At 64.2% G+C, this 18881-nt stretch carries 20 protein-coding genes and 1 tRNA gene; 18 read left to right on the forward strand and 3 right to left on the reverse strand.

Annotated features, from left to right (window positions below; translation table 11 throughout):
- Nucleotides 1-74: 74 nt before the first annotated feature.
- The 18 genes from EAH75_RS10245 to EAH75_RS10330 all read left to right on the forward strand — a co-directional run bounded on the left by EAH75_RS10245 (nucleotide 75) and on the right by EAH75_RS10330 (nucleotide 15478).
- Complete coding sequence (locus tag EAH75_RS10245; RefSeq protein ID WP_140648525.1) at nucleotides 75-686, forward strand: DUF3011 domain-containing protein; 612 nt, start codon at nucleotides 75-77, stop codon at nucleotides 684-686.
- A gap of 141 nt (nucleotides 687-827) precedes the next feature.
- Complete coding sequence (gene aspS, locus EAH75_RS10250; protein WP_140648526.1) at nucleotides 828-2600, forward strand: aspartate--tRNA ligase; 1773 nt, start codon at nucleotides 828-830, stop codon at nucleotides 2598-2600.
- Nucleotides 2601-2640: 40 nt separating this feature from the next.
- Nucleotides 2641-3270 carry an alpha/beta fold hydrolase gene (locus EAH75_RS10255; RefSeq protein ID WP_140648527.1) on the forward strand — a complete coding sequence of 210 codons (630 nt, stop codon included), beginning with the start codon at nucleotides 2641-2643 and terminating at the stop codon, nucleotides 3268-3270.
- Between the two features lie 105 nt (nucleotides 3271-3375).
- The gene (locus EAH75_RS10260) at nucleotides 3376-4110 is read left to right on the forward strand and encodes a YebC/PmpR family DNA-binding transcriptional regulator (protein ID WP_140648528.1); all 735 of its coding nucleotides are present in this window, start codon (nucleotides 3376-3378) and stop codon (nucleotides 4108-4110) included.
- Between the two features lie 35 nt (nucleotides 4111-4145).
- Nucleotides 4146-4667: a crossover junction endodeoxyribonuclease RuvC gene (ruvC, locus tag EAH75_RS10265; RefSeq protein ID WP_140648529.1), complete on the forward strand. Its 522-nt coding sequence runs from the start codon at nucleotides 4146-4148 to the stop codon at nucleotides 4665-4667.
- Between the two features lie 37 nt (nucleotides 4668-4704).
- On the forward strand, nucleotides 4705-5301 hold the full coding sequence (gene ruvA / locus EAH75_RS10270) for a Holliday junction branch migration protein RuvA (RefSeq protein WP_140648530.1): 597 nt from the start codon (nucleotides 4705-4707) through the stop codon (nucleotides 5299-5301).
- 17 nt (nucleotides 5302-5318) lie between these two features.
- On the forward strand, nucleotides 5319-7205 hold the full coding sequence (locus tag EAH75_RS10275) for a potassium transporter Kup (RefSeq protein WP_193557780.1): 1887 nt from the start codon (nucleotides 5319-5321) through the stop codon (nucleotides 7203-7205).
- 120 nt (nucleotides 7206-7325) lie between these two features.
- Complete coding sequence (gene ruvB / locus EAH75_RS10280; RefSeq protein WP_140648532.1) at nucleotides 7326-8375, forward strand: Holliday junction branch migration DNA helicase RuvB; 1050 nt, start codon at nucleotides 7326-7328, stop codon at nucleotides 8373-8375.
- Nucleotides 8368-8775, forward strand: coding sequence for a tol-pal system-associated acyl-CoA thioesterase (gene ybgC, locus EAH75_RS10285; RefSeq protein WP_140648533.1), 408 nt, complete (start codon nucleotides 8368-8370; stop codon nucleotides 8773-8775). Before ruvB ends, ybgC begins: the two co-directional genes overlap by 8 nt.
- Nucleotides 8776-8810: 35 nt before the next feature.
- Nucleotides 8811-9497, forward strand: coding sequence for a protein TolQ (tolQ, locus tag EAH75_RS10290; RefSeq protein ID WP_140648534.1), 687 nt, complete (start codon nucleotides 8811-8813; stop codon nucleotides 9495-9497).
- A gap of 14 nt (nucleotides 9498-9511) precedes the next feature.
- Nucleotides 9512-9964 (forward strand): protein TolR, encoded by a 453-nt coding sequence (tolR, locus tag EAH75_RS10295; RefSeq protein ID WP_113725969.1) that lies wholly within the window; start codon nucleotides 9512-9514, stop codon nucleotides 9962-9964.
- Nucleotides 9951-10895, forward strand: coding sequence for a cell envelope integrity protein TolA (gene tolA, locus EAH75_RS10300; protein WP_140648536.1), 945 nt, complete (start codon nucleotides 9951-9953; stop codon nucleotides 10893-10895). The genes tolR and tolA overlap by 14 nt, the downstream gene beginning before the upstream one ends.
- Nucleotides 10892-12220, forward strand: coding sequence for a Tol-Pal system beta propeller repeat protein TolB (gene tolB, locus EAH75_RS10305; protein ID WP_193557763.1), 1329 nt, complete (start codon nucleotides 10892-10894; stop codon nucleotides 12218-12220). Before tolA ends, tolB begins: the two co-directional genes overlap by 4 nt.
- 251 nt (nucleotides 12221-12471) lie before the next feature.
- Nucleotides 12472-12978: a peptidoglycan-associated lipoprotein Pal gene (gene pal, locus EAH75_RS10310; RefSeq protein WP_140648538.1), complete on the forward strand. Its 507-nt coding sequence runs from the start codon at nucleotides 12472-12474 to the stop codon at nucleotides 12976-12978.
- On the forward strand, nucleotides 12978-13844 hold the full coding sequence (gene ybgF / locus EAH75_RS10315) for a tol-pal system protein YbgF (RefSeq protein ID WP_240046114.1): 867 nt from the start codon (nucleotides 12978-12980) through the stop codon (nucleotides 13842-13844). Before pal ends, ybgF begins: the two co-directional genes overlap by 1 nt.
- 10 nt (nucleotides 13845-13854) lie before the next feature.
- Complete coding sequence (queE, locus tag EAH75_RS10320; protein WP_140648539.1) at nucleotides 13855-14547, forward strand: 7-carboxy-7-deazaguanine synthase QueE; 693 nt, start codon at nucleotides 13855-13857, stop codon at nucleotides 14545-14547.
- 96 nt (nucleotides 14548-14643) lie between these two features.
- Nucleotides 14644-15330 carry a 7-cyano-7-deazaguanine synthase QueC gene (gene queC / locus EAH75_RS10325; protein WP_140648540.1) on the forward strand — a complete coding sequence of 229 codons (687 nt, stop codon included), beginning with the start codon at nucleotides 14644-14646 and terminating at the stop codon, nucleotides 15328-15330.
- A 72-nt stretch (nucleotides 15331-15402) separates the two neighbouring features.
- Nucleotides 15403-15478 (forward strand) — tRNA-Lys (locus EAH75_RS10330).
- Between the two features lie 57 nt (nucleotides 15479-15535).
- Here EAH75_RS10330 and EAH75_RS10335 read toward each other — a convergent pair.
- From EAH75_RS10335 to EAH75_RS10345, 3 genes are all read right to left on the reverse strand, one after another.
- Nucleotides 15536-17440 carry an ATP-binding response regulator gene (locus EAH75_RS10335; protein ID WP_140648541.1) on the reverse strand — a complete coding sequence of 635 codons (1905 nt, stop codon included), beginning with the start codon at nucleotides 17438-17440 and terminating at the stop codon, nucleotides 15536-15538.
- A gap of 156 nt (nucleotides 17441-17596) precedes the next feature.
- Nucleotides 17597-18313 (reverse strand): TVP38/TMEM64 family protein, encoded by a 717-nt coding sequence (locus EAH75_RS10340; RefSeq protein WP_140648542.1) that lies wholly within the window; start codon nucleotides 18311-18313, stop codon nucleotides 17597-17599.
- Nucleotides 18310-18870: a nucleoside deaminase gene (locus EAH75_RS10345; RefSeq protein WP_140648543.1), complete on the reverse strand. Its 561-nt coding sequence runs from the start codon at nucleotides 18868-18870 to the stop codon at nucleotides 18310-18312. The genes EAH75_RS10340 and EAH75_RS10345 overlap by 4 nt, the downstream gene beginning before the upstream one ends.
- Nucleotides 18871-18881 lie beyond the last annotated feature (11 nt).

The following is an 18881-nucleotide window of genomic DNA, read 5'->3' on the forward strand; positions in this document are numbered from 1 at the left end:
TGGCCACGGCAAGCGATATTCAAGTACGGTTTGACTGCCTCGCCATCGCGTGGCATCAACTCGGGGATAGGCGCATGCATTTGTCTCACAAGATCCTGCTGGGTACGGTGGCGAGCCTGCTGGGTACCCTTTCGATGACGTTGACGTCGCCCGCGCAGGCGCAATCGGGGCCGGCGATCCGCTGCGAGAGCGTCGACGGTCGGTTCAACCGGTGCGCCGTGCCGTGGAACGATGCCGAACTGACCCGACAGGAATCGAAAGGCGCCTGCATCCGTGATCAGAGCTGGGGCGTTGACCGGCAGGGACTGTGGGTGGATCGCGGCTGTCGCGGGCAGTTTGTCGAGGCTCGTCGTGGCGGACGCCCCGGCTGGGATGATCGTCACGACGACCGCGGTTATCAGGGAGGCGACTCTCGGGGTGGACAGCAGGGCGGTTATCAGGATGGCGGCCAGGGTGGCTGGCGCCCCGGCCCCGGCTGGGACCGCCAGATTCGCCTGCAATGCGACAGCAACAAGAAGCGCTATCAGATGTGTCAGGTCGATGTCGGCAGGCGGGGGCGTGTGCAACTGGTGCATCAGATGTCCGACACACGTTGCACCGAAGGCTATAGCTGGGGCTGGAATCGCGCCGGAGTGTGGGTGAACCACGGCTGCCGCGCCCAGTTCCTGATCGATCGTCGCTGGTGACCGATTGCCGGCCGGCAGCTGGTGGGGCGTGCAGCCCCGCACTGCCGGCCGGAAGCCCGCCTGGCGGTACCGCGGTGGTAACATTCCGGGTCTTTTCCATCTGTTTCAGCCGCCCCGCGGCTCGCCCGGAGTTTCAAGCGCATGCGCACGCATTACTGCGGCCTCATCGATGAGTCGCTGATCGACCAGACCGTCACCTTGTGCGGCTGGGTCAACAAGATCCGGTTGCAGGCCCACGTCGCCTTCGTCGATCTGCGCGACCACGAAGGCCTGGCCCAGGTAGTGATCGAGCGCGACAACGAGGCGGCGTTCGCGGCCGCCGGCGACATCGGCAACGAATACTGCCTGCGTGTCAGCGGCACAATTCGCCACCGGGTGTCGGCCAACGACAAGTTGAAAACCGGCACGGTCGAGCTGCTGGCGGAGAAGGTGGAGATCCTCAACGTGGCGAAGGATCTGCCGTTCGCGCTGCACGAGAACCCGAACGAGGACATGCGGATGACCTACCGCTACCTCGACCTGCGCCGTCCCGAGATGCAGGCGATGATGCGCAAGCGCATCCGGCTGGTGCAGACCTTGCGCCGCTACCTCGACGAGCGCGGCTTCCAGGACGTCGAGACGCCGATCCTGACCAAGGCCACGCCGGAAGGCGCGCGCGATTACCTGGTGCCGAGCCGGGTGCATCCGGGTCAGTTCTACGCGTTGCCGCAGTCGCCGCAGCTGTTCAAGCAGATTCTGATGGTGGCCGGCTTCGATCGCTACTACCAGATCGCGCGCTGCTTCCGCGACGAGGACCTGCGCGCCGATCGCCAGCCGGAATTCACCCAGCTCGACCTGGAGTTCGCCTTCGTCGAAGAGAAAGACGTGCAGGATTTCGTGGAAGAGCTCATCCGCCACGTATTCCGTGAAGTGCAGGGCGTCGAACTCGATGCCGCGTTCCCGCGCATGACCTGGGCCGAGGCGATGCGTCGCTTCGGTTCGGACAAGCCCGACCTGCGCATCGCGCTGGAGCTGGTCGACATCGCCGACGCGGTAAAGCACGTCGAATTCAAGGTGTTTGCCGAACCGGCCAACGCGGCAGACGGCCGCGTTGCAGCGCTGCGCGTGCCGGGCGGCAGCACGCTGTCACGCAAGGACATCGACGGCCTGACCGAATATGCCTCGCGTTATGGTGCGAAAGGCCTGGCCTGGCTGAAAGTCGAGGACTTGGCCAAGGGCCGCGACGGGGTCAACTCGCCGGTGGCGAAGTTCCTCGACGACGTGGCGCTGGCTGGCGTGCTCAAGGCCAGCGGCGCACAGACCGGCGACATCGTGTTCTTCGGCGCCGGCAGCTGGAAGGTCGTCACCGACTTCATGGGCGCGTTGCGACTGAAGGTCGGCAAGGATCGCGGCCTGGTCGAGGACAGCTGGAAACCGCTGTGGGTCACCGACTTCCCGATGTTCGAATACGACGACGAGGCGCAGCGCTTTGTCGCCCTGCATCATCCGTTCACCGCGCCGAAGGTGGATGACGCCGCGCAGCTGCGCGCCGATCCGCACAATGCGGTGAGCCGCGGCTACGACATGGTGTTGAACGGCAACGAGATCGGCGGCGGCTCGATCCGTATCCACCGGCCGGAAATGCAGAGCACGGTGTTCGACCTGCTCGGCATCGGTGCCGAGGAGGCCGAGATGAAGTTCGGGTTTTTACTGAAAGCTCTCAAATTCGGCGCGCCACCGCATGGCGGCCTCGCGTTCGGCATCGACCGCATCGCGGCGCTGATGGCCGGCACTGAGTCGATCCGCGACGTGATCGCGTTCCCCAAGACCACCAGTGCGCAGGATCTGATGACCGACGCACCGTCCATGGTGAGCGACGCGCAGCTGAAGGAGCTGCATGTGCGCGTGGCGGCTGGCAAGGAGACTGTCGGCTGATCCGCCGACAGTTCCCCGTGCGACCTTCCGGCAACGCGCCATGAGCGAGCACGTGATCCTGCTGCACGGCCTATGGATGCGCGGCTTCGCGCTGTCCATGCTGCACCGTCGGCTGATCGAGGCGGGCTTTCGCGTGCACCGCTTCGATTACCTCAGCGTGGCGGCCACCCAGCAACGCATCCTCGATCGACTGCAGGCGCGCATGACCGCGTTGGCGACGGAGGCCGATGCGGTGCATCTGGTCGGCCACAGCCTCGGCGGCCTGCTGGCCTTGCGTGCCTGCCTCGATGCCAAGCTGCCGCCCGGCCGAATCGTCTGTCTGGGTTCGCCATTGAAGGGCAGTGCTGCCGCCCGTGGCTTCGCCGCCTGGGGCCGCGGTGGCGAAGTGCTGCTGGGGCACAACCGTGAATTGCTGGAGCAGGGTTTCGAGCGCTGGGACGGGCCGCGCGAAGTCGGCATGATCGCCGGCCGCATGCCGCTCGGTCTCGGCGCCATGCTGGGCCGTTTTGCCGGTGAGCACGACGGCACCGTGGCGGTCGAGGAAACCCGACTGCCCGGTCTGACCGCCCATTGTGTGGTCGAAGCGAACCACACCGGGCTGCTGTTTTCCGCCGAAGTCGCCCAGCTTGTCGCCCGTTTCCTGCGTCAGGGCCGTTTCGAGGCCAATTGAGCGGCACGACCTGCGCTCTTCCGCCTCATGTCGGGATTCCGGCACGCGATCCGAAATCAGGTAAAATTCCCGGTTCGTTCATCTGATCCGAGTGCAGGCACTGTCATGGGTAGAGGCCCGTCCATCGAAGGTCGCAAGAATGCCGAGGACGCCAAGCGCGCCAAGGTATTCACCAAGCTGATCCGCGAAATCACCGTCGCCACACGTGCCGGTGTCGCCGATCCGGCGGGCAATCCGCGGTTGCGTTCGGCGGTGGACAAGGCGCTGTCGGCGAACATGACCCGCGACACCATCGATCGCGCGATCAAGCGCGGCTCCGGTGCCGAGGGCGGCGCCGACATGCATGAGCTGCGCTACGAGGGCTATGGCCCGGCCGGCATCGCGTTGATCATCGACTGCGTCACCGACAATCCGGTGCGCACGGTCGCCGACGTGCGCCACGGGCTGACCAAGCACGGTGGCAACCTCGGCACCAGCGGCTCGGTGGCGTTCCAGTTCAGCCGTTGCGGCGAGCTGGTGTTCGCCACGGCGGGCGACGCGGCGCTGGAAGAGAAGATCCTCGAGGCTGCACTGGAGGCTGGTGCGGACGACGTGGTGAATGAAGCGGGCGAGAGCAGCGTGCTGTGCACGCCGGAAAGTTTCGAGGCGGTGCAGCGGGCGCTGGTTGCCGCTGGCCTCCATCCGTCGCGTGCCGACGTGGTGATGCGGCCGGCCAATCGCGTGACGATTCCTGCCGAGGCACAGGAAACCCTGCTCGATCTGATCGACTGGCTGGAAGAGCTCGACGACGTGCATGAGATCTATCACAACGCCGTGCTGCCGCTCGAGGCTGCCGAATAAGTCGGAAGGCCAATGCCTTTCGCATCGCATCCCAGATGACCCGAATTCTAGGCATCGACCCGGGCAGTCAGCGCACCGGCGTGGGCATCATCGACGTGGATGATGCGGGCAAGCTCACGCATGTCTTTCACGGTGCATTGGTAGTGGCCGGCGAGGCCACGTTCCCGTTGCGCCTCAAACGCATCTTTGACGAACTGTGTGACATCATCGCCGCGCATCAGCCGGCCGAGTGCGGGATCGAGCGCGTGTTCATGGCGCGCAATCCCGATTCGGCGCTGAAGCTGGGGCAGGCGCGTGGCGCCGCGATTTGTGCGGTGGTCAGTCGGGGGATCGTGGTGCACGAATACGCAGCAACCGAAGTGAAGCAGTCCGTGGTCGGCAGCGGCCGCAGCGACAAGACCCAGGTGCAGCACATGATCGGGGTACTGCTCGGCCTCAAGGGGCCGCTGCAGGCCGATGCCGCCGACGCGTTGGCGATCGCGGTGACGCATGCGCATACCCGCGCCAGCCTGGCCCGTGTCGGCATCCCGCGCGCGGCCTGGAGACGGCGCCGATGAATGCGTTGTCGACAAACAACACAGAGAGACGCCGCCGATGATCGGGCGTCTGCGCGGCATCCTGATCTCCAAGCAGCCGCCGTCGCTGCTGGTCGAAGTCGGTGGCATCGGTTACGAAGTCGAGGCCCCGATGTCGACGATCTATGACTTGCCGGGTATCGGCAAGGAAGTGATCCTGCTCACCCATCATGCAGTGAAGGAAGACAGCGTGACGCTGTACGGTTTCCTGCACGAGAGTGAGCGTGCGCTGTTCCGCAACCTGCTCAAGGTCAGCGGCATCGGCGCAAAAATCGCGCTGGCGGTGCTGTCCGGTGTGTCGACCGATCACTTTGCGCGACTGGTGCATGCGGGCGATGTGGTGGCGCTGACCAAGATCCCCGGCATCGGCAAGAAGACCGCCGAACGCATCGTGGTGGAACTGCGCGACCGCCTCGACGGCCTGTCCGGCCTTCCGGGTGCCTCGATGCATGCGGCGGGTGCGCCGCTGGATGCGGCCGGTGAAGCCACCGTGGCGCTGCAGCAACTGGGTTACAAGCCGGTTGAAGTCACCCGGCTGGTGCAGAAGGTTGCCGCCGAGGGCGACACCGCCGAGGCCATCATCCGCAAGGCGCTGCGCGCGGCGCTCGGGGGTTGATCGTGAATCAGGAAGACATGCGCGGCGAACCGTCGGCAGAGGCCCGTCGTCGACTGACGGCGCTGGCGCTGGGCGCGATCGGCGTGGTGTTCGGCGATATCGGCACCAGCCCGCTGTACACCATGAAGGAAACGCTGGGCACGCATGGCATGACCCCGACGCCATCGGCGGTGCTGGGCGTGCTGTCGCTGGTGTTCTGGTCGCTGATCATAGTGGTGTCGTTGAAATACGTCACCTTCGTCATGCGCGCGGATAACAAGGGCGAAGGCGGCATCATGGCGCTGATGGCGCTGGCGCAGCGGTCGGTGAGTGGTTCGGCGCGGGCGCGTTGGGTGCTGGCAGCGTTCGGCATTTTCGGCGCGGCACTGTTCTATGGCGACGGTGTGATCACACCGGCCATTTCGGTGCTCGGTGCGGTGGAGGGCCTCGAAGTCGCCGCACCCGGACTGGGCAAGTACGTGGTGTGGATCGCGCTGGCGATTCTGCTGGGCATGTTCGCGGTGCAGCGGCATGGCACGCACAAGGTCGGCAAGGCGTTTGCGCCGGTGATGACGCTATGGTTCGTGGTGCTCGCCGTGCTGGGTGCGCGCCAGATCATCGCCAACCCGCAGGTGCTGTACGCGATCAATCCGTGGCACGCCGTGCGCTTCTTCATCAGTCATGGCGATACCTCGTTCATCGCGCTGGGCGGCGTGGTGCTGGCGCTGACCGGCGCCGAGGCGCTCTACGCGGACATGGGCCACTTCGGCAAGAAGCCGATCCGGCTGGCCTGGTTCGGTTTCGTGCTGCCGTCGCTGCTGCTGAATTACTTCGGCCAGGGCGCGCTGCTGCTGAGCAATCCACGTGCTATCGAGAGCCCGTTCTACCTGATGGTGCCCGAGTCGCTGCTGTACCCGATGATCGCGTTGTCCGCCTGCGCGGCGGTGATCGCCTCGCAGGCGGTGATTTCCGGCGCGTTCTCGATGACTCGCGAGGCGATGTCGCTGGGCTACTCGCCGCGCATGGCGGTGGTGCATACCTCGCGCGAGATGTCCGGGCAGATCTTCGTGCCGTGGGTGAACCGGCTGCTGATGGTGCTGGTGATCCTGGCGGTGCTCGGCTTCCGCAGCTCCGACAACCTTGGCGCCGCCTATGGCATCGCGGTGACCGGCACGATGACGATGACCACGCTGCTGGCACTGGTGGTGGCGCGCAAGCGCTGGAACTGGAGCTTGCCGGCAGTGATCCTGGTCGGCGTACTATTCCTGATCATCGACCTGGCGTTCTTCGGCGCGAACCTGCTGAAGATCGCTCGCGGCGGCTGGTTCCCGCTGGTGCTTGGCGTGGTGATCTTCACCGTGATGACGACCTGGCGTCGCGGCCGTGAACTGGTAGTTCGCGAGATCAAGCAGTCCGGGCTGGCACTGCAGCCGTTCATCGAGAACATCGCCGAGCACCCGCCACTGCGTGTGCCGGGTACGGCGGTGTTCCTCACCGCCAACCAGCACGCGGTGCCGCACGCGCTGCTGCACAACCTCAAGCACAACAAGGTGCTGCATGAGCGCAACGTGCTGCTGACGGTGGAGATGCTGGAAACGCCGGTGGCCGAGGCCGAGGAGCGTATCGAGATCACGGCGCTGGAAGGCAACTTCTTCGGGCTGGAACTGCGTTTCGGTTTTGCCGAGGATCCCAACATCCCACAGGCGCTGTCGATGTGCGCGCGCGAAGGGCTCGGCTTCGACATGATGGACACCACGTTCTTCCTGTCGCGCGAGAACATCGTGGCCGATGCCCGCCGTCCCGGCATGGCGCTGTGGCGCGACAAGCTGTTCGCGTTCCTGTCGCGCAATGCGATGCCCGCCACGGCATTTTTCCAGATTCCCGGTAACCGGCTGATCGAGCTAGGTGCGCAGGTCGAGATCTGATTCGGTTTTGCAGGAGCCCGCTTGCGGGCGATGCTTGAGAGTTCTTCGCCGCGGCTGAAGAGAGCATCACCGCGCAAGCGGGCTCCTGCATGTGCATGGCGGGCCTGCCATAATGCCGACATGACTGACCACCGCATCATCACCGCTGCCGCCCAGCTCGACGACGACGCGCTGGAGGCCACCATCCGGCCGAAGCGGCTGGCCGAATATCTGGGTCAGCAGGCGGTGCGCGAGCAGCTGTCGATTTATATCGAGGCGGCCAGGAAGCGCGGCGGAGCGCTGGATCACGTACTGATCTTCGGGCCGCCCGGCCTGGGCAAAACCACGCTCAGTCACGTCATCGCCAACGAGCTTGGGGTCAACCTGCGTTCCACTTCCGGCCCGGTGCTGGAGCGCGCAGGCGATCTCGCGGCGCTGCTGACCAATCTCGAGGCGAACGATGTGCTGTTCGTCGACGAGATCCATCGGCTGTCGCCGGTGGTCGAGGAAGTGCTGTACCCGGCGATGGAGGATTTCCAGATCGACATCATGATCGGCGAAGGCCCGGCCGCCCGTTCGATCAAGCTGGACCTGCCACCGTTCACCCTGATCGGCGCGACCACCCGCGCCGGCATGCTCACCGCGCCGTTGCGTGACCGCTTCGGCATCGTGCAGCGACTGGAGTTCTACACCGCCGACGAGCTTGCCGCGATCGTGCGGCGCGCGGCGCGCATCCTCGGCATCGTCTGCGCGCCGGAAGGGGCGCAGGAGATCGCCCGCCGTTCGCGCGGCACGCCGCGCATCGCCAATCGCCTGTTGCGTCGGGTGCGCGATTACGCCGAGGTGCGTGCCGGTGGCGAGATCACGCTGGCGGTGGCGCAGGCCGCGCTGGACATGCTGAAGATCGATCCGGAAGGTTTCGACGAGCTGGATCGACGCCTGCTCAGCTTGATCGTCGAGAACTTCGACGGTGGCCCGGTCGGCGTGGAATCGCTGGCCGCCGCGCTGAGCGAGGATCGCGGCACCCTGGAGGACGTGGTCGAGCCGTACCTGATCCAGCAGGGTTACCTGGTCCGTACCGCTCGTGGACGCATGATCAGCGCCAAGGGTTGGCGTCACCTCGGGTTGACGCCGCCGCCCCGACAGTTGCAGCCGGCTGACCTGTTCAATGCCGAGCCCGACGATGTCTGAGTCGCTCTTCAGCTGGCCGGTGCGGGTGTACTGGGAAGACACCGATGCCGGCGGTGTGGTCTATCACGCCGGCTACCTGCGTTTCATGGAGCGTGCTCGCAGCGAGTGGATGCGCTCGCTCGGTGTCGACCAGATGGCGTTCAAGCAATCTACCGGACTGGCCTTCATGGTGCGCGACATGCACATCGATTTCCTCAAGCCAGCCCTGCTGGATGATGAACTGTCGGTAACGGTTGAAGTCAAAGAACGGCGCGCAGCCAGTATCCTGTTCACCCAGACGATCACGAAGACCGACGGCAGCTGCCTGATTCGCGCGCAAGTGCGGGTGGCCTGTGTGGATCTTCAGCGCATGCGCCCGGCACCGATTCCTGCCGACCTGATTCCCGAACCTGCACTCTAGACAACGCAAGCCAACTGGCGGAGAACCTTCAAGCAATGAACGGTGGACTGAACATTTTTTCGCTGATCGCGGATTCGAGCGTGCCGGTACAGCTGGTGCTGCTGGTGCTGCTGGTGTTCTCGTTCCTGTCATGGGTGATCATCATCCGCAAATACACGCAGACCAAGGCGGCAATGGAGGATGCCGAGGCGTTCGAAGAACGCTTCTGGTCCGGCGGCGACCTGGCCCAGCTGTTCCGCGAGGTCAGTAATCGCGGCGGCAGCAACGGCGGCATCGAGAACATCTTCGAGTCGGGCTTCCGCGAATTTGCCCGTCAACGGCAGCGCAAGACGAACGACACGCGCAGCGTGATCGAGGGTTCCGAGCGCGCCATGCAGGTCGCCGGCACGCGCGAGATCGGTGCGCTTGAGCGCAACCTGGAGTTTCTCGCCAACGTCGGTTCGATCAGTCCGTACGTGGGTCTGTTCGGCACCGTGTGGGGCATCATGGGCGCGTTCCAGGGTCTGGGCGAGATGAAGGACGTGACCATTGCGGTGGTTGCGCCGCACATCTCCGAGGCGTTGATCGCCACCGCGATGGGCCTGTTCGCGGCGATTCCGGCGCAGTGGGCGTATAACCGCTACGCCACCAAGGTCGAGCGGATCGCCTCGCGTTATGACGTGTTCCAGGAGGAGTTCTCCTCCGTGCTGCAGCGGCAGATCCAGACCGACGACGTAGCCTGAGCGGAGTAGCAGCCATGCGAACCTCCGGGCGCCAGCGGCGCTACAAGCTCAAATCCGAGATCAACGTCGTGCCGTACATCGACGTGATGCTGGTGCTGCTGATCATCTTCATGGTCACCACGCCAATGATGAATTCCAGCGTCGACGTGCAGCTGCCGCAGGCGAATGCCAAGTCGCTGCAGCAGAAGAAGGATCCGGTGCTGGTCTCGGTGCTGCAGGATGGCCAGCTGTACCTGACTCTGAGTGGCGCCAAGAAGGAATTGGTCGACGAGGACACGCTCAAGCTCAAGGTCGGCGCGTTCGTGCGCGAGAACCCCGAAGTCAGCGTGCTGGTCGGTGGCGACGAACGCGGCGCCTACGGCGGCGTGTTCAAGGTGCTGGCCGATCTGCAGCAGGCCGGCGTCGCCAAGGTGGGTTTGATGGGCCAGCCCGAGCAAGGCAAGAGCACGTCCAATGGACGAAAGTAAGGCGACGCCGAAGGCGGTCGTACTTTCCGCCATCCTGCACATCGGCATCGTGGGGTTTCTGTTCCTCGCGATCCTGCCGTGTTCGAGCTACGAAAGCGCCTTCGAAGCGCTGCATCTGCCGGCGTGGATGAATCCGATCACCTGCTCGAAGCCGCTGGAGCTGCAGGGCCAGATCATCGAGGCGACCCTGATTGGTCCTACCGGCAGCCCGCCGCCGAAAGCCGTGAAGGCCAAGCCGATCCCCGATACCGTGCCGCCACCGCCGACCGTGCCGCCGCCCACGCCGCCGCAGCCCGACACCCCTGTGGTCAAGGCGCTGCCGCCTCCGCCCAAGCAAGTCGACGTGGTGGAGCAGGAGCGCGTGGTCGAGGATGCCGCGCTGAAGGCGGAGAACGCCAAGAAACTGCAGGAAGAAAAGGAGCTTCAGCGCCAGTCCGAGCTGGACGCGCAGGCAGCCAAGAAGAAAGAGGAAGAGAAGAAAAAGATCGACGCGCTGTTTGCCAAGATGGACGCCGCCTCGGCCCAGACCAAGCAGCTCGACAACAAGGCCAAGCAGGCCAAGCAGCAGATGGAAGACCTCAAGAATGCGCAGGACGACGGTCAGCCCGACTTGCCTGCCGCTGCGCAGCGCCAGACCGGCAACAACAGCCAGAACAGCAATCTGGCCGACGAATACGCCGCGGCCATTCAGAATGCGGTCACGCCGAACTGGCTGCGGCCGGATAACATACCCGCTGTTGCCTGCCAGGTTCACATCGTGCAATCACCCGGCGGTGATGTGATGAGTGCCACCGTGGATTCCAGCTGCCCCTATGACGATGCCGGCCGGCGTTCGGTCGAAAATGCGGTGCTGCGAACCAAGACCCTGCCGTACAAGGGTTTTGAAAGCGTGTTCCAGCGCAACCTTACCTTCACCTTCAGGCCGCAATGATCAAGCCCATGCGCAAACTCAGCTCAAGCTTCGCCGTCATTCTGCTGGCCGTCGCGGCATTGCTCGCCGGCCCTGCAGCTGCCCAATCCTTGAATGTCGACATCGTCGGTGGCGTAAAGACCGCCACCCCGATCGTGGTAGTGCCATTCGCCCAGGCCGGTGGCGCACCGCTGTCCACCGACGTCGCCGATGTGATCCGCAACGATTTCAATCGTTCCGGCAAGTTCCGTTCGCTGGCCAAGAGCGACATCGTGGAATTCCCGGCCAGGGGTGCGGACATCAAGTTCGCCACCTGGCGCCTGCTCAAGCAGGACTACATCACTGTCGGTCGCATCAGCGACGCCGGTGGTGGCATGTTGCGGATCGAATACGAGCTGTGGGACGTCAACAAGCAGCAGAGTCTGCTGGCGCAGGCGTTCACTGTGCCGGCCGGCGATCTGCGTGGCGTGGCGCACCAGATCGCCGATCAGATTTATGAAAAGATCACTGGCGTACGAGGCGCGTTCTGGACCCGGATTGCCTACATCACCGCCGTCGGGCTGGGCAACAACACGACCTATTCGCTGCTGGTGGCCGATTCGGATGGCTACAACCCGCAGGTGGTTGCCCGTTCGAAGGAGTCGCTGCTGTCGCCGTCGTGGTCGCCGGATGGCAGGAAGATCGCCTACGTGTCGTTCGAGAGCGGTAACTCGAACATCTATGTGCAGGACATCACCACCGGTTCGCGCCAGCTGGTGGAGTCGCATCGCAAGGGCATCAACGGCGCACCGGCGTGGTCGCCCGACGGCAGCAAGCTGGCCGTGGCGCTGTCCTACGTCGGCAATCTCGAACTGTTCGTGCTCGATCTGGCCAGCCACCAGGAAACCCGGCTGACCAACAGCCTGTCGATCGACACCGAGCCGGTCTGGGCGCCGGACGGCCAGAGCATCTACTTCACCTCCGACCGTTCCGGCCGACCACAGATCTACCAGGTCGCAGCCAGCGGTGGCTCCGCCCAACGGGTGAGTTTCCAGGGCCAGAACAACGCCGAGGCTTCGGTCAGCTACGACGGCAAGCAGATCGCGATGGTGCAGGGCAACGGGAACGTGTATCGTATAGTTGTCATGGATCGCAGCCTGGGTGACCAGGTGCGACCCCTCTCGCCGGGTCCGATCGACGAATCCCCGAGTTTTGCACCAAATGCCAGCATGCTGCTGTACGCCGCTACCGAAGGACGTCGCGGCGTGCTGTATGCCGTGTCAGCCGATGGTCTGGTCCGCCAGCGCCTTGTACTTTCCGATGGCGATGTGCGCGAACCGGCTTGGGGTCCGTACCGGCAACGTTGATTTTTTTCATGCTGCTGCGCGCAAGTGCGGCAGCGTGATGCCCAGGGATTGGGCCCGAACAGCGCCTGTCGGCGCGTTTCGGTTTCCGGCGGTGACGCATTGCTGCGCCATCGCCAGTCAGAACGGTCGCGCAGCGGTATGCACGGCCGGTCTTTCAAGTGTCAAAATAACAGCCGGTTAACCGGCGTCAGCTGTCCCGTAATCCCAATCGTCATCGTTTGTCGGAACTCAACTCGTTAAGGAACGTCACCATGAATAAGACCGTTCGCGTCGCCCTGGTTGCCCTGCTCTGCGTAGGCGCGGCCGCTTGCTCCAAGAAGCAGGAAGTCAAACCGCAGCCTGCCATGGATCAGACCACCCAGACCCAGACTCAGGCGTCGGATGGCAAGTACACCCCCGCCGATCTCGATACCGATGCCTGCCTGCGTCAGCGCGTCGTGTACTTCGATTTCGACAAGACCGAAATCAAGCCGGAATTCCAGCAGATCATGGCGTGCCACGCCAAGTACCTGCAGGATCGCCCGACCTCGCACATCCGTCTCGAAGGTAACACCGACGAGCGCGGCACGCGTGAGTACAACTTGGGTCTCGGCGAGCGTCGTGGCAATGCCGTTTCCAGCGCGCTGCAGGCAGCCGGTGGTTCGGCCAGCCAGCTCGAGACGATCAGCTACGGCAAAGAGAAGCCGGTGTGCCGTGAGCACAACGAGGATTGCTGGGGCAAGAACCGTCGCGTCGAGATCGTCTACACGGCGCAGTAATGATGAAGCGACTGGCTAACAGCTTTGCAGCCAGGATCAGCATGGCGGGCGCGATCGCGTCCGCCATGCTGTTCGCGTTTCCGGCATTCGCGCAGGACTCGCGGCTGAGTCTCGCCGACCGTGTCACGCGGCTGGAGCAGCAGGCACAGAACAAGGACCAGTCCGGTATCGGCATGGTCAATCAGATGCAGCAGCTGCAGGCTCAAGTGCAGCAACTGCAGGGTCAGCTCGAGGAGATGCAGCATCAGATGCAGACTCTCGAGGACAAGAACAAAGCCCAGTACGGCGACCTCGACTCCCGCTTGGGACGTCTTGAGGGCGGCAATGCGGGCACAGGCGCCGCGGCTGTCAGTGGTGCGCAGGCCCAGCCAGGCCAACCGACCACTCCGGCAAGCAGCGCCGCGACACCCACGGCGAAAAACAGCGCAGCGGCTCAGCCGGCCGCAGCCCAGCCAGCCGTAGCCGGTGCTGCCGATCCAGCCGCGGCTCAGGCTGCCTATGACGTGGCGTTCAAGGCTATCCGCGCGGGCAATTACGTGGAGGCATCACGCAATTTCCGCAGCTTCATCCAGCAGTACCCGAATCACCCGCTTGCGCCCAACGCCTGGTACTGGTTGGGTGAGTCTTACTACGCCACGACCAATTATCCGGTGGCGCTGGAGTCGTTTCAGCGGCTGCTGAGCCAGTTTCCACAAAGTGACAAGGCACCCGATGCGCTGCTCAAGGTCGGTTACAGCCAGCTCGAGCTCAAGCAGAACGGTGCGGCCAAGGCGACGCTGACGAAGGTCACCACCCAGTACCCGGGTTCCAAGGCAGCCAGCCTGGCCCAGGAACGCCTGCAACGCCTGCAGCAGTCGGGCAACTGAGCGCGTAACGATGAGCGGCGATGACGCACGCGTGGCGTCCACCACGCCTGCAGCGGTTGTTGCGGAGCGTTTGCGCATCACCGAGATATTCCACTCGATCCAGGGTGAGGCCGATGCGATCGGCTGGCGTACCGTGTTCGTCCGCCTCACCGGCTGCCCCTTGCGCTGCGTCTGGTGCGACACCGAGTATTCGTTTTACGGTGGTGACTGGCACGCGATCGAGGACATCCTCGCCGAAGTTGCATCACACGGCGCAGGCCACGTCTGCGTAACCGGCGGCGAGCCGCTGGCGCAGAAACGGTGCCTGATCCTGCTGCAGAAATTGTGCGACGCCGGTTACGAGGTATCCCTGGAAACCTCCGGCGCACTGGACGTTTCCGCGGTCGATCCGCGCGTGCACAAGGTGATGGATCTGAAGGCACCGGATTCGGGCGAGAGCAGGCGCAACCTGTGGTCGAACCTCGATTGCCTGCTCCCGCACGACCAGATCAAGATCGTGATCGCCAGCCGCGGCGACTATGAGTGGGCGTGTAGCATGTTGGCCGAACACGCGTTGGCGGATCGCTGCATGGTGTTGTTCTCGCCGGTACATGGCGCAGTGCAGCCGCGCGAGCTGGCAGAGTGGATCATTGCTGACCGCTTGCCGGTACGGTTTCAGATGCAGCTGCACAAGCTGCTTTGGAACGACGCTGCCGGGCACTGAGCGGCCGTTACAGCAAGCCACGTTTGATTGCGCGCCGGCCTGTGTTGCCGGTGGCGTTTGCGGCCGGTGACCGGTCACTTTTGTGTGGAATACATCATGTCTCAAAGCACGTTGCGCAAGGCTGTCGTATTGGTTTCCGGTGGCATGGATTCGGCTGTCACCATCGCACTGGCACGCGAGCAGGGCTATCAGGTGCATGCATTGAGCGTGGCCTATGGTCAACGGCACAACTCGGAGCTGGCAGCTTCCGACCGGGTGTCGCGCATGCTCGGCGCAGTGGAACACAAGACCGTCGGCATCGACCTGCGCAGCATCGGCGGTTCGGCACTGACGGCCGATATCGATGTTCCGCTCGACACCCTCGACAGCGGCGACATTCCCGTGACGTATGTGCCGGCGCGTAACACGATCATGCTGTCGATCGCGTTGGGCTGGGCCGAGGTGCTTGGTTCCAGCGACATCTGGTGCGGAGTCAACGCGGTCGACTACTCCGGCTACCCGGATTGCCGTCCAGCCTTCATCGAGACGTTCGAGACCTTGGCGAATGTCGCCACCAAGGCAGGCGTCGAGGGTGCGGGCATTCGCATCCACGCGCCATTGATGCGCATGAGCAAGGCCGACATCGCCCGCGAAGGCCAGCGCCTCGGCGTGGATTTTTCAGCCACGGTCAGTTGCTACCAGGCCGACGGTGATGGTCAGGCGTGCGGTCATTGCGATGCCTGTCGATTGCGCGCGCAGGGCTTTCGCGAAGCCGGCCTGGCCGATCCCACGCGGTATGCCTGAGATTGCGGGACGTTGTTGCTTGTGCCGCTGTCGCCCAGCCCGTAAAATTGTCCGCTTGAGTTTTGCAATGATGGGTCGTTAGCTCAGTTGGTAGAGCAGTAGACTTTTAATCTATTGGTCCCGGGTTCGAATCCCGGACGACCCACCAGTTTTCAGAGCGCCCGTCGGGCGCTCTTTTTTTGCCTGCCGTGGGCAGGCATCCGGCTCAGCGGTCGCTGCTGGCGGCGGTCCAGACCGAGATCAAGGTAGTGCGCAATTGCTGCGGCGAGACCGGTTTGTACAGCAGGGGAATTTTTGCCGCGATGATTTCGCGCAGACGATCGATGCGGGTTTCGCCGGTGATCAGCAGCCGGGCGAATGGTTTTTCGCCGTCGCGCTGGTAGTAGTGATCGAGTGCGGCAAACACATCGAGCCCGCGTTCACCGTCACGCAGGCTCAGGTCGGAAATTACGATGTCGGCGGGGCCTGGCCACTGCTCGATGGCCTCCAGCGCCTGTAGCCGATCCTCGGCCACTGCCACGTCGCAGCCCCAGCTGCGCAGCAGGAAGCGGATGCCGGAAAGAATCGCAGGATCATCGTCCAGTACCAGCACGCGCCTGCCGACCAGGTTCGTGGGCAGGTCGTCGTCAAGGGGGGCCAGCTTCGACTGCGCGTCGGTCAGCGGTAACTGGAAATGGAATACGCTGCCCCGGCCCAGCCTGGATTTCACCAGCACCCGGGTATCGAGCAGTTCCGCCAGGCGTTGCACGGTGGCCAGCCCCAGCCCCAGGCCGGAATGCGAGCCGTCGCTGAGCCCGGCGTCGAGATGGTCGTCGATGCGGTAAAACTCGTCGAACACGCTCGACAGATGCTCCGGCGCAATGCCACTGCCGGTGTCCCACACTTCGATGCGCACGCGACCGTCACCGCCACGCCGCGCGCCGACCACCGCGCCACCATGGTGGGTGAAGCGCAAGGCATTGCTGACCAGGTTGTTGAGTATCCGGGTCAGCATGATGCGGTCGCTGCGTACCCACCGGCTGGTCGGGTGTGCGTTCAGTCGCAAGTTGCGCTGCTCGGCCACCATGCCGAAATTGCGGTTGACCTCGGCGAAGACCTCGTCGAGCGGGAACTCGCTGATCTCGACTTGGACCGCGCCGGTTTCCAGCCGCGAGAGATCGAGAAGCTCGCTGAACAGGTGATCGAGCGATTGCACACATTCCTGGATATGGGCGATCCGGTCCAGTCGCTGCGGATCGTGTTCGTCCACTGCCAGTGCGGAGGAGAACAGGGTCAGCGCATAAAGCGGCTGGCGCAGATCGTGCGAAGCGGCTGCCAGGAAGCGCGATCGGGCCACGCTGGCCGCTTCGAGCGCGGCATTCTTTCCGGCCAGTTCCAGCGTGGCCTGTTCGATCTGTCGCTCCATCCCGCGCTGCACATCGAACAACGCTGCTGCCGCATGGTTGAAACCTTGCTGCAGGTCGCCGATCTCGGTGCGGTCGGTGACTGTCACGGCAACCTGGCGATCGCCTCGGCCGAGCTGGCGCACGGCGCCGGCCAGGTGAACCAGGGGTGCGCTGATCCAGCGTGCTGCCTGCCAGCCGATCACGCCTGCAATGAGCAGACTCAGCAGCAACGCGAGCAGTGCGTGGCGCTGGCTCGCATGCTGTGCGGCGATCGCATCGTGCAGGCTCACATCCACCAGCACCGAGCCAAGCAGGGCATGGTCGGGCTGATCGCTGTCGACGACATCGCGCACCACGGTAAGGATGTCGTGCTGACTGTTGCTGTCGCCGGATTCACGATGGTCGGCGAGGATCTCGCCGGCGGTCGTGCGGATCTGCACGCGCGTCACATGCGGCAGGTCACCGATCGAATCGGCGATGCGCAGCAACTCACGCAGTTGCATGTTGCGCAATGGCTGCACGCAGACCGAGGCGGCTTGTGTCGCAATGGCGTCTGCATTGCTTTGCGCCATCTGGCGCAGGTTGTCCAGCTGGCGCTGGGTCAGCAAGGTCACCAGCAGGGCCGCCGTGATCAGCGTGGGCACCATCGCGACGAAGGCAAGACGCTGCATCAGCGATGTACGCTGCCATAACCGCGTGGGCCAGGAGTTGGTCGCCTTGTCCATTCGCCCGGTATCTCCCCCCAGCATCACCCCTTGCGCCGACGCGCCGGAGTCAGTCCAGTTTCGTCCATCCACGCCGTGCGCCGCTGTCATGGATGCCGCACAACACTAGCGCGAAACGGACGAATTGACAGCTGCCGGCAACCGTGTGACGCGGGATCAGTCGATGTGCCTGCCGGTTTGCCGGTAACGGCGGGTGAGGCGCCCGATCAGCAGCGGCAGCAGTGCCAGCAGTGCGATCGCGCCCAGCGGCAGCAATACGCTGCGGTGCATGAACAAGGCGACGCCGAAGCTGTCGCTCTGGCTCATCGCATCGCCCAGCCCGGCGCCGATCGACGTCTCGAAGATCAGCGTGATGGTGCCGCCGAGCCAGCTGGCACCCAGAAATAGCCACAACGGACAGCGCAGCCAGGCCAGTGCGACTGTGACGGCACCGAATGGCACTACCGGGACAAAGCGCAGAAACAGGGTGTAGCTCACCGGATGTCGCTCAAAACCCAGCCGCAGCCGTGCCACGATCGCCGGCGGCTGCCGGCTGCCGGCGCCAAACGCGTAGCGGCTGGCTAGATACAGGATCAGCGAACCCAGCGTTAGCCCCACCGACGAAGAGACGGTGGCATCGACGGCCCCGAACGCGAAACCGCCAGCGAGAATCACCACGATGGTGCCGGGAATGCCGGTGGATACAGTCAGGGTCAGCAGGCCGACATAGGCCAGTCGGCTCAGCCAAGGGTGCGCGGCGATCTGCGCGTGCAATTCGACCTGATGCACCACCAGCTGCCGCGGGGTCAACTGATCGAGCGAGCCGGAGGCAAACAACACGATGCCTGCCAGTATCAGCAGGACCAACGGCAGCGCGGCGCGCCAGCGGCTCAATACGTTGGACCACTGGCGCCGTAACTGGCGAGCACGCCGCGTGCCTGATCGCGCAGGATGTCGCGGCGCACGACGATGTGGCGGCGTTCCAGTTCGCCGATCCAGTCGGCTGGCAACGGGCCTTCGTCGAATTCGGTGAGTTCCTCGACGTCCTCGGCACGGGCGCCGATCAGCAATTCGTCGATACCTGCCCACACGCTGGCGCCATAGCACTGACAGCAGGGTTGCGAACTGGTTGCCAGCACGTAATGACCGCCGTCTTCGTTCAGCCGATGCCGGCTCAGCCGCGCCTGCGCGATCATGATCACCATCATTTCGGCGTGCGCGACCGAGCAGCTTTGCGGCACCACGCGGTTCACGCCAACGGCGACCAGCCGGCCGCTGTGGCTGTTGAATACGGCGGCGCCGAACGGGCCACCGCCGCTGCGCTCGACATTTTGCCGTGATAGCTCGATCGCCAGCCCGACCCGTTCCTCGTCGGTCTGGTAACGCCGGTTGCTGTCGGCAACATCGCCGATCCACGGTGGCAGGGTCAGATGGATTTGCAGCGGCAGCATACGCTTGCTCC

This window comes from Rhodanobacter glycinis (assembly GCF_006438785.1).
In the GTDB taxonomy this organism is placed as follows: Bacteria; Pseudomonadota; Gammaproteobacteria; order Xanthomonadales; family Rhodanobacteraceae; genus Rhodanobacter; species Rhodanobacter glycinis_A.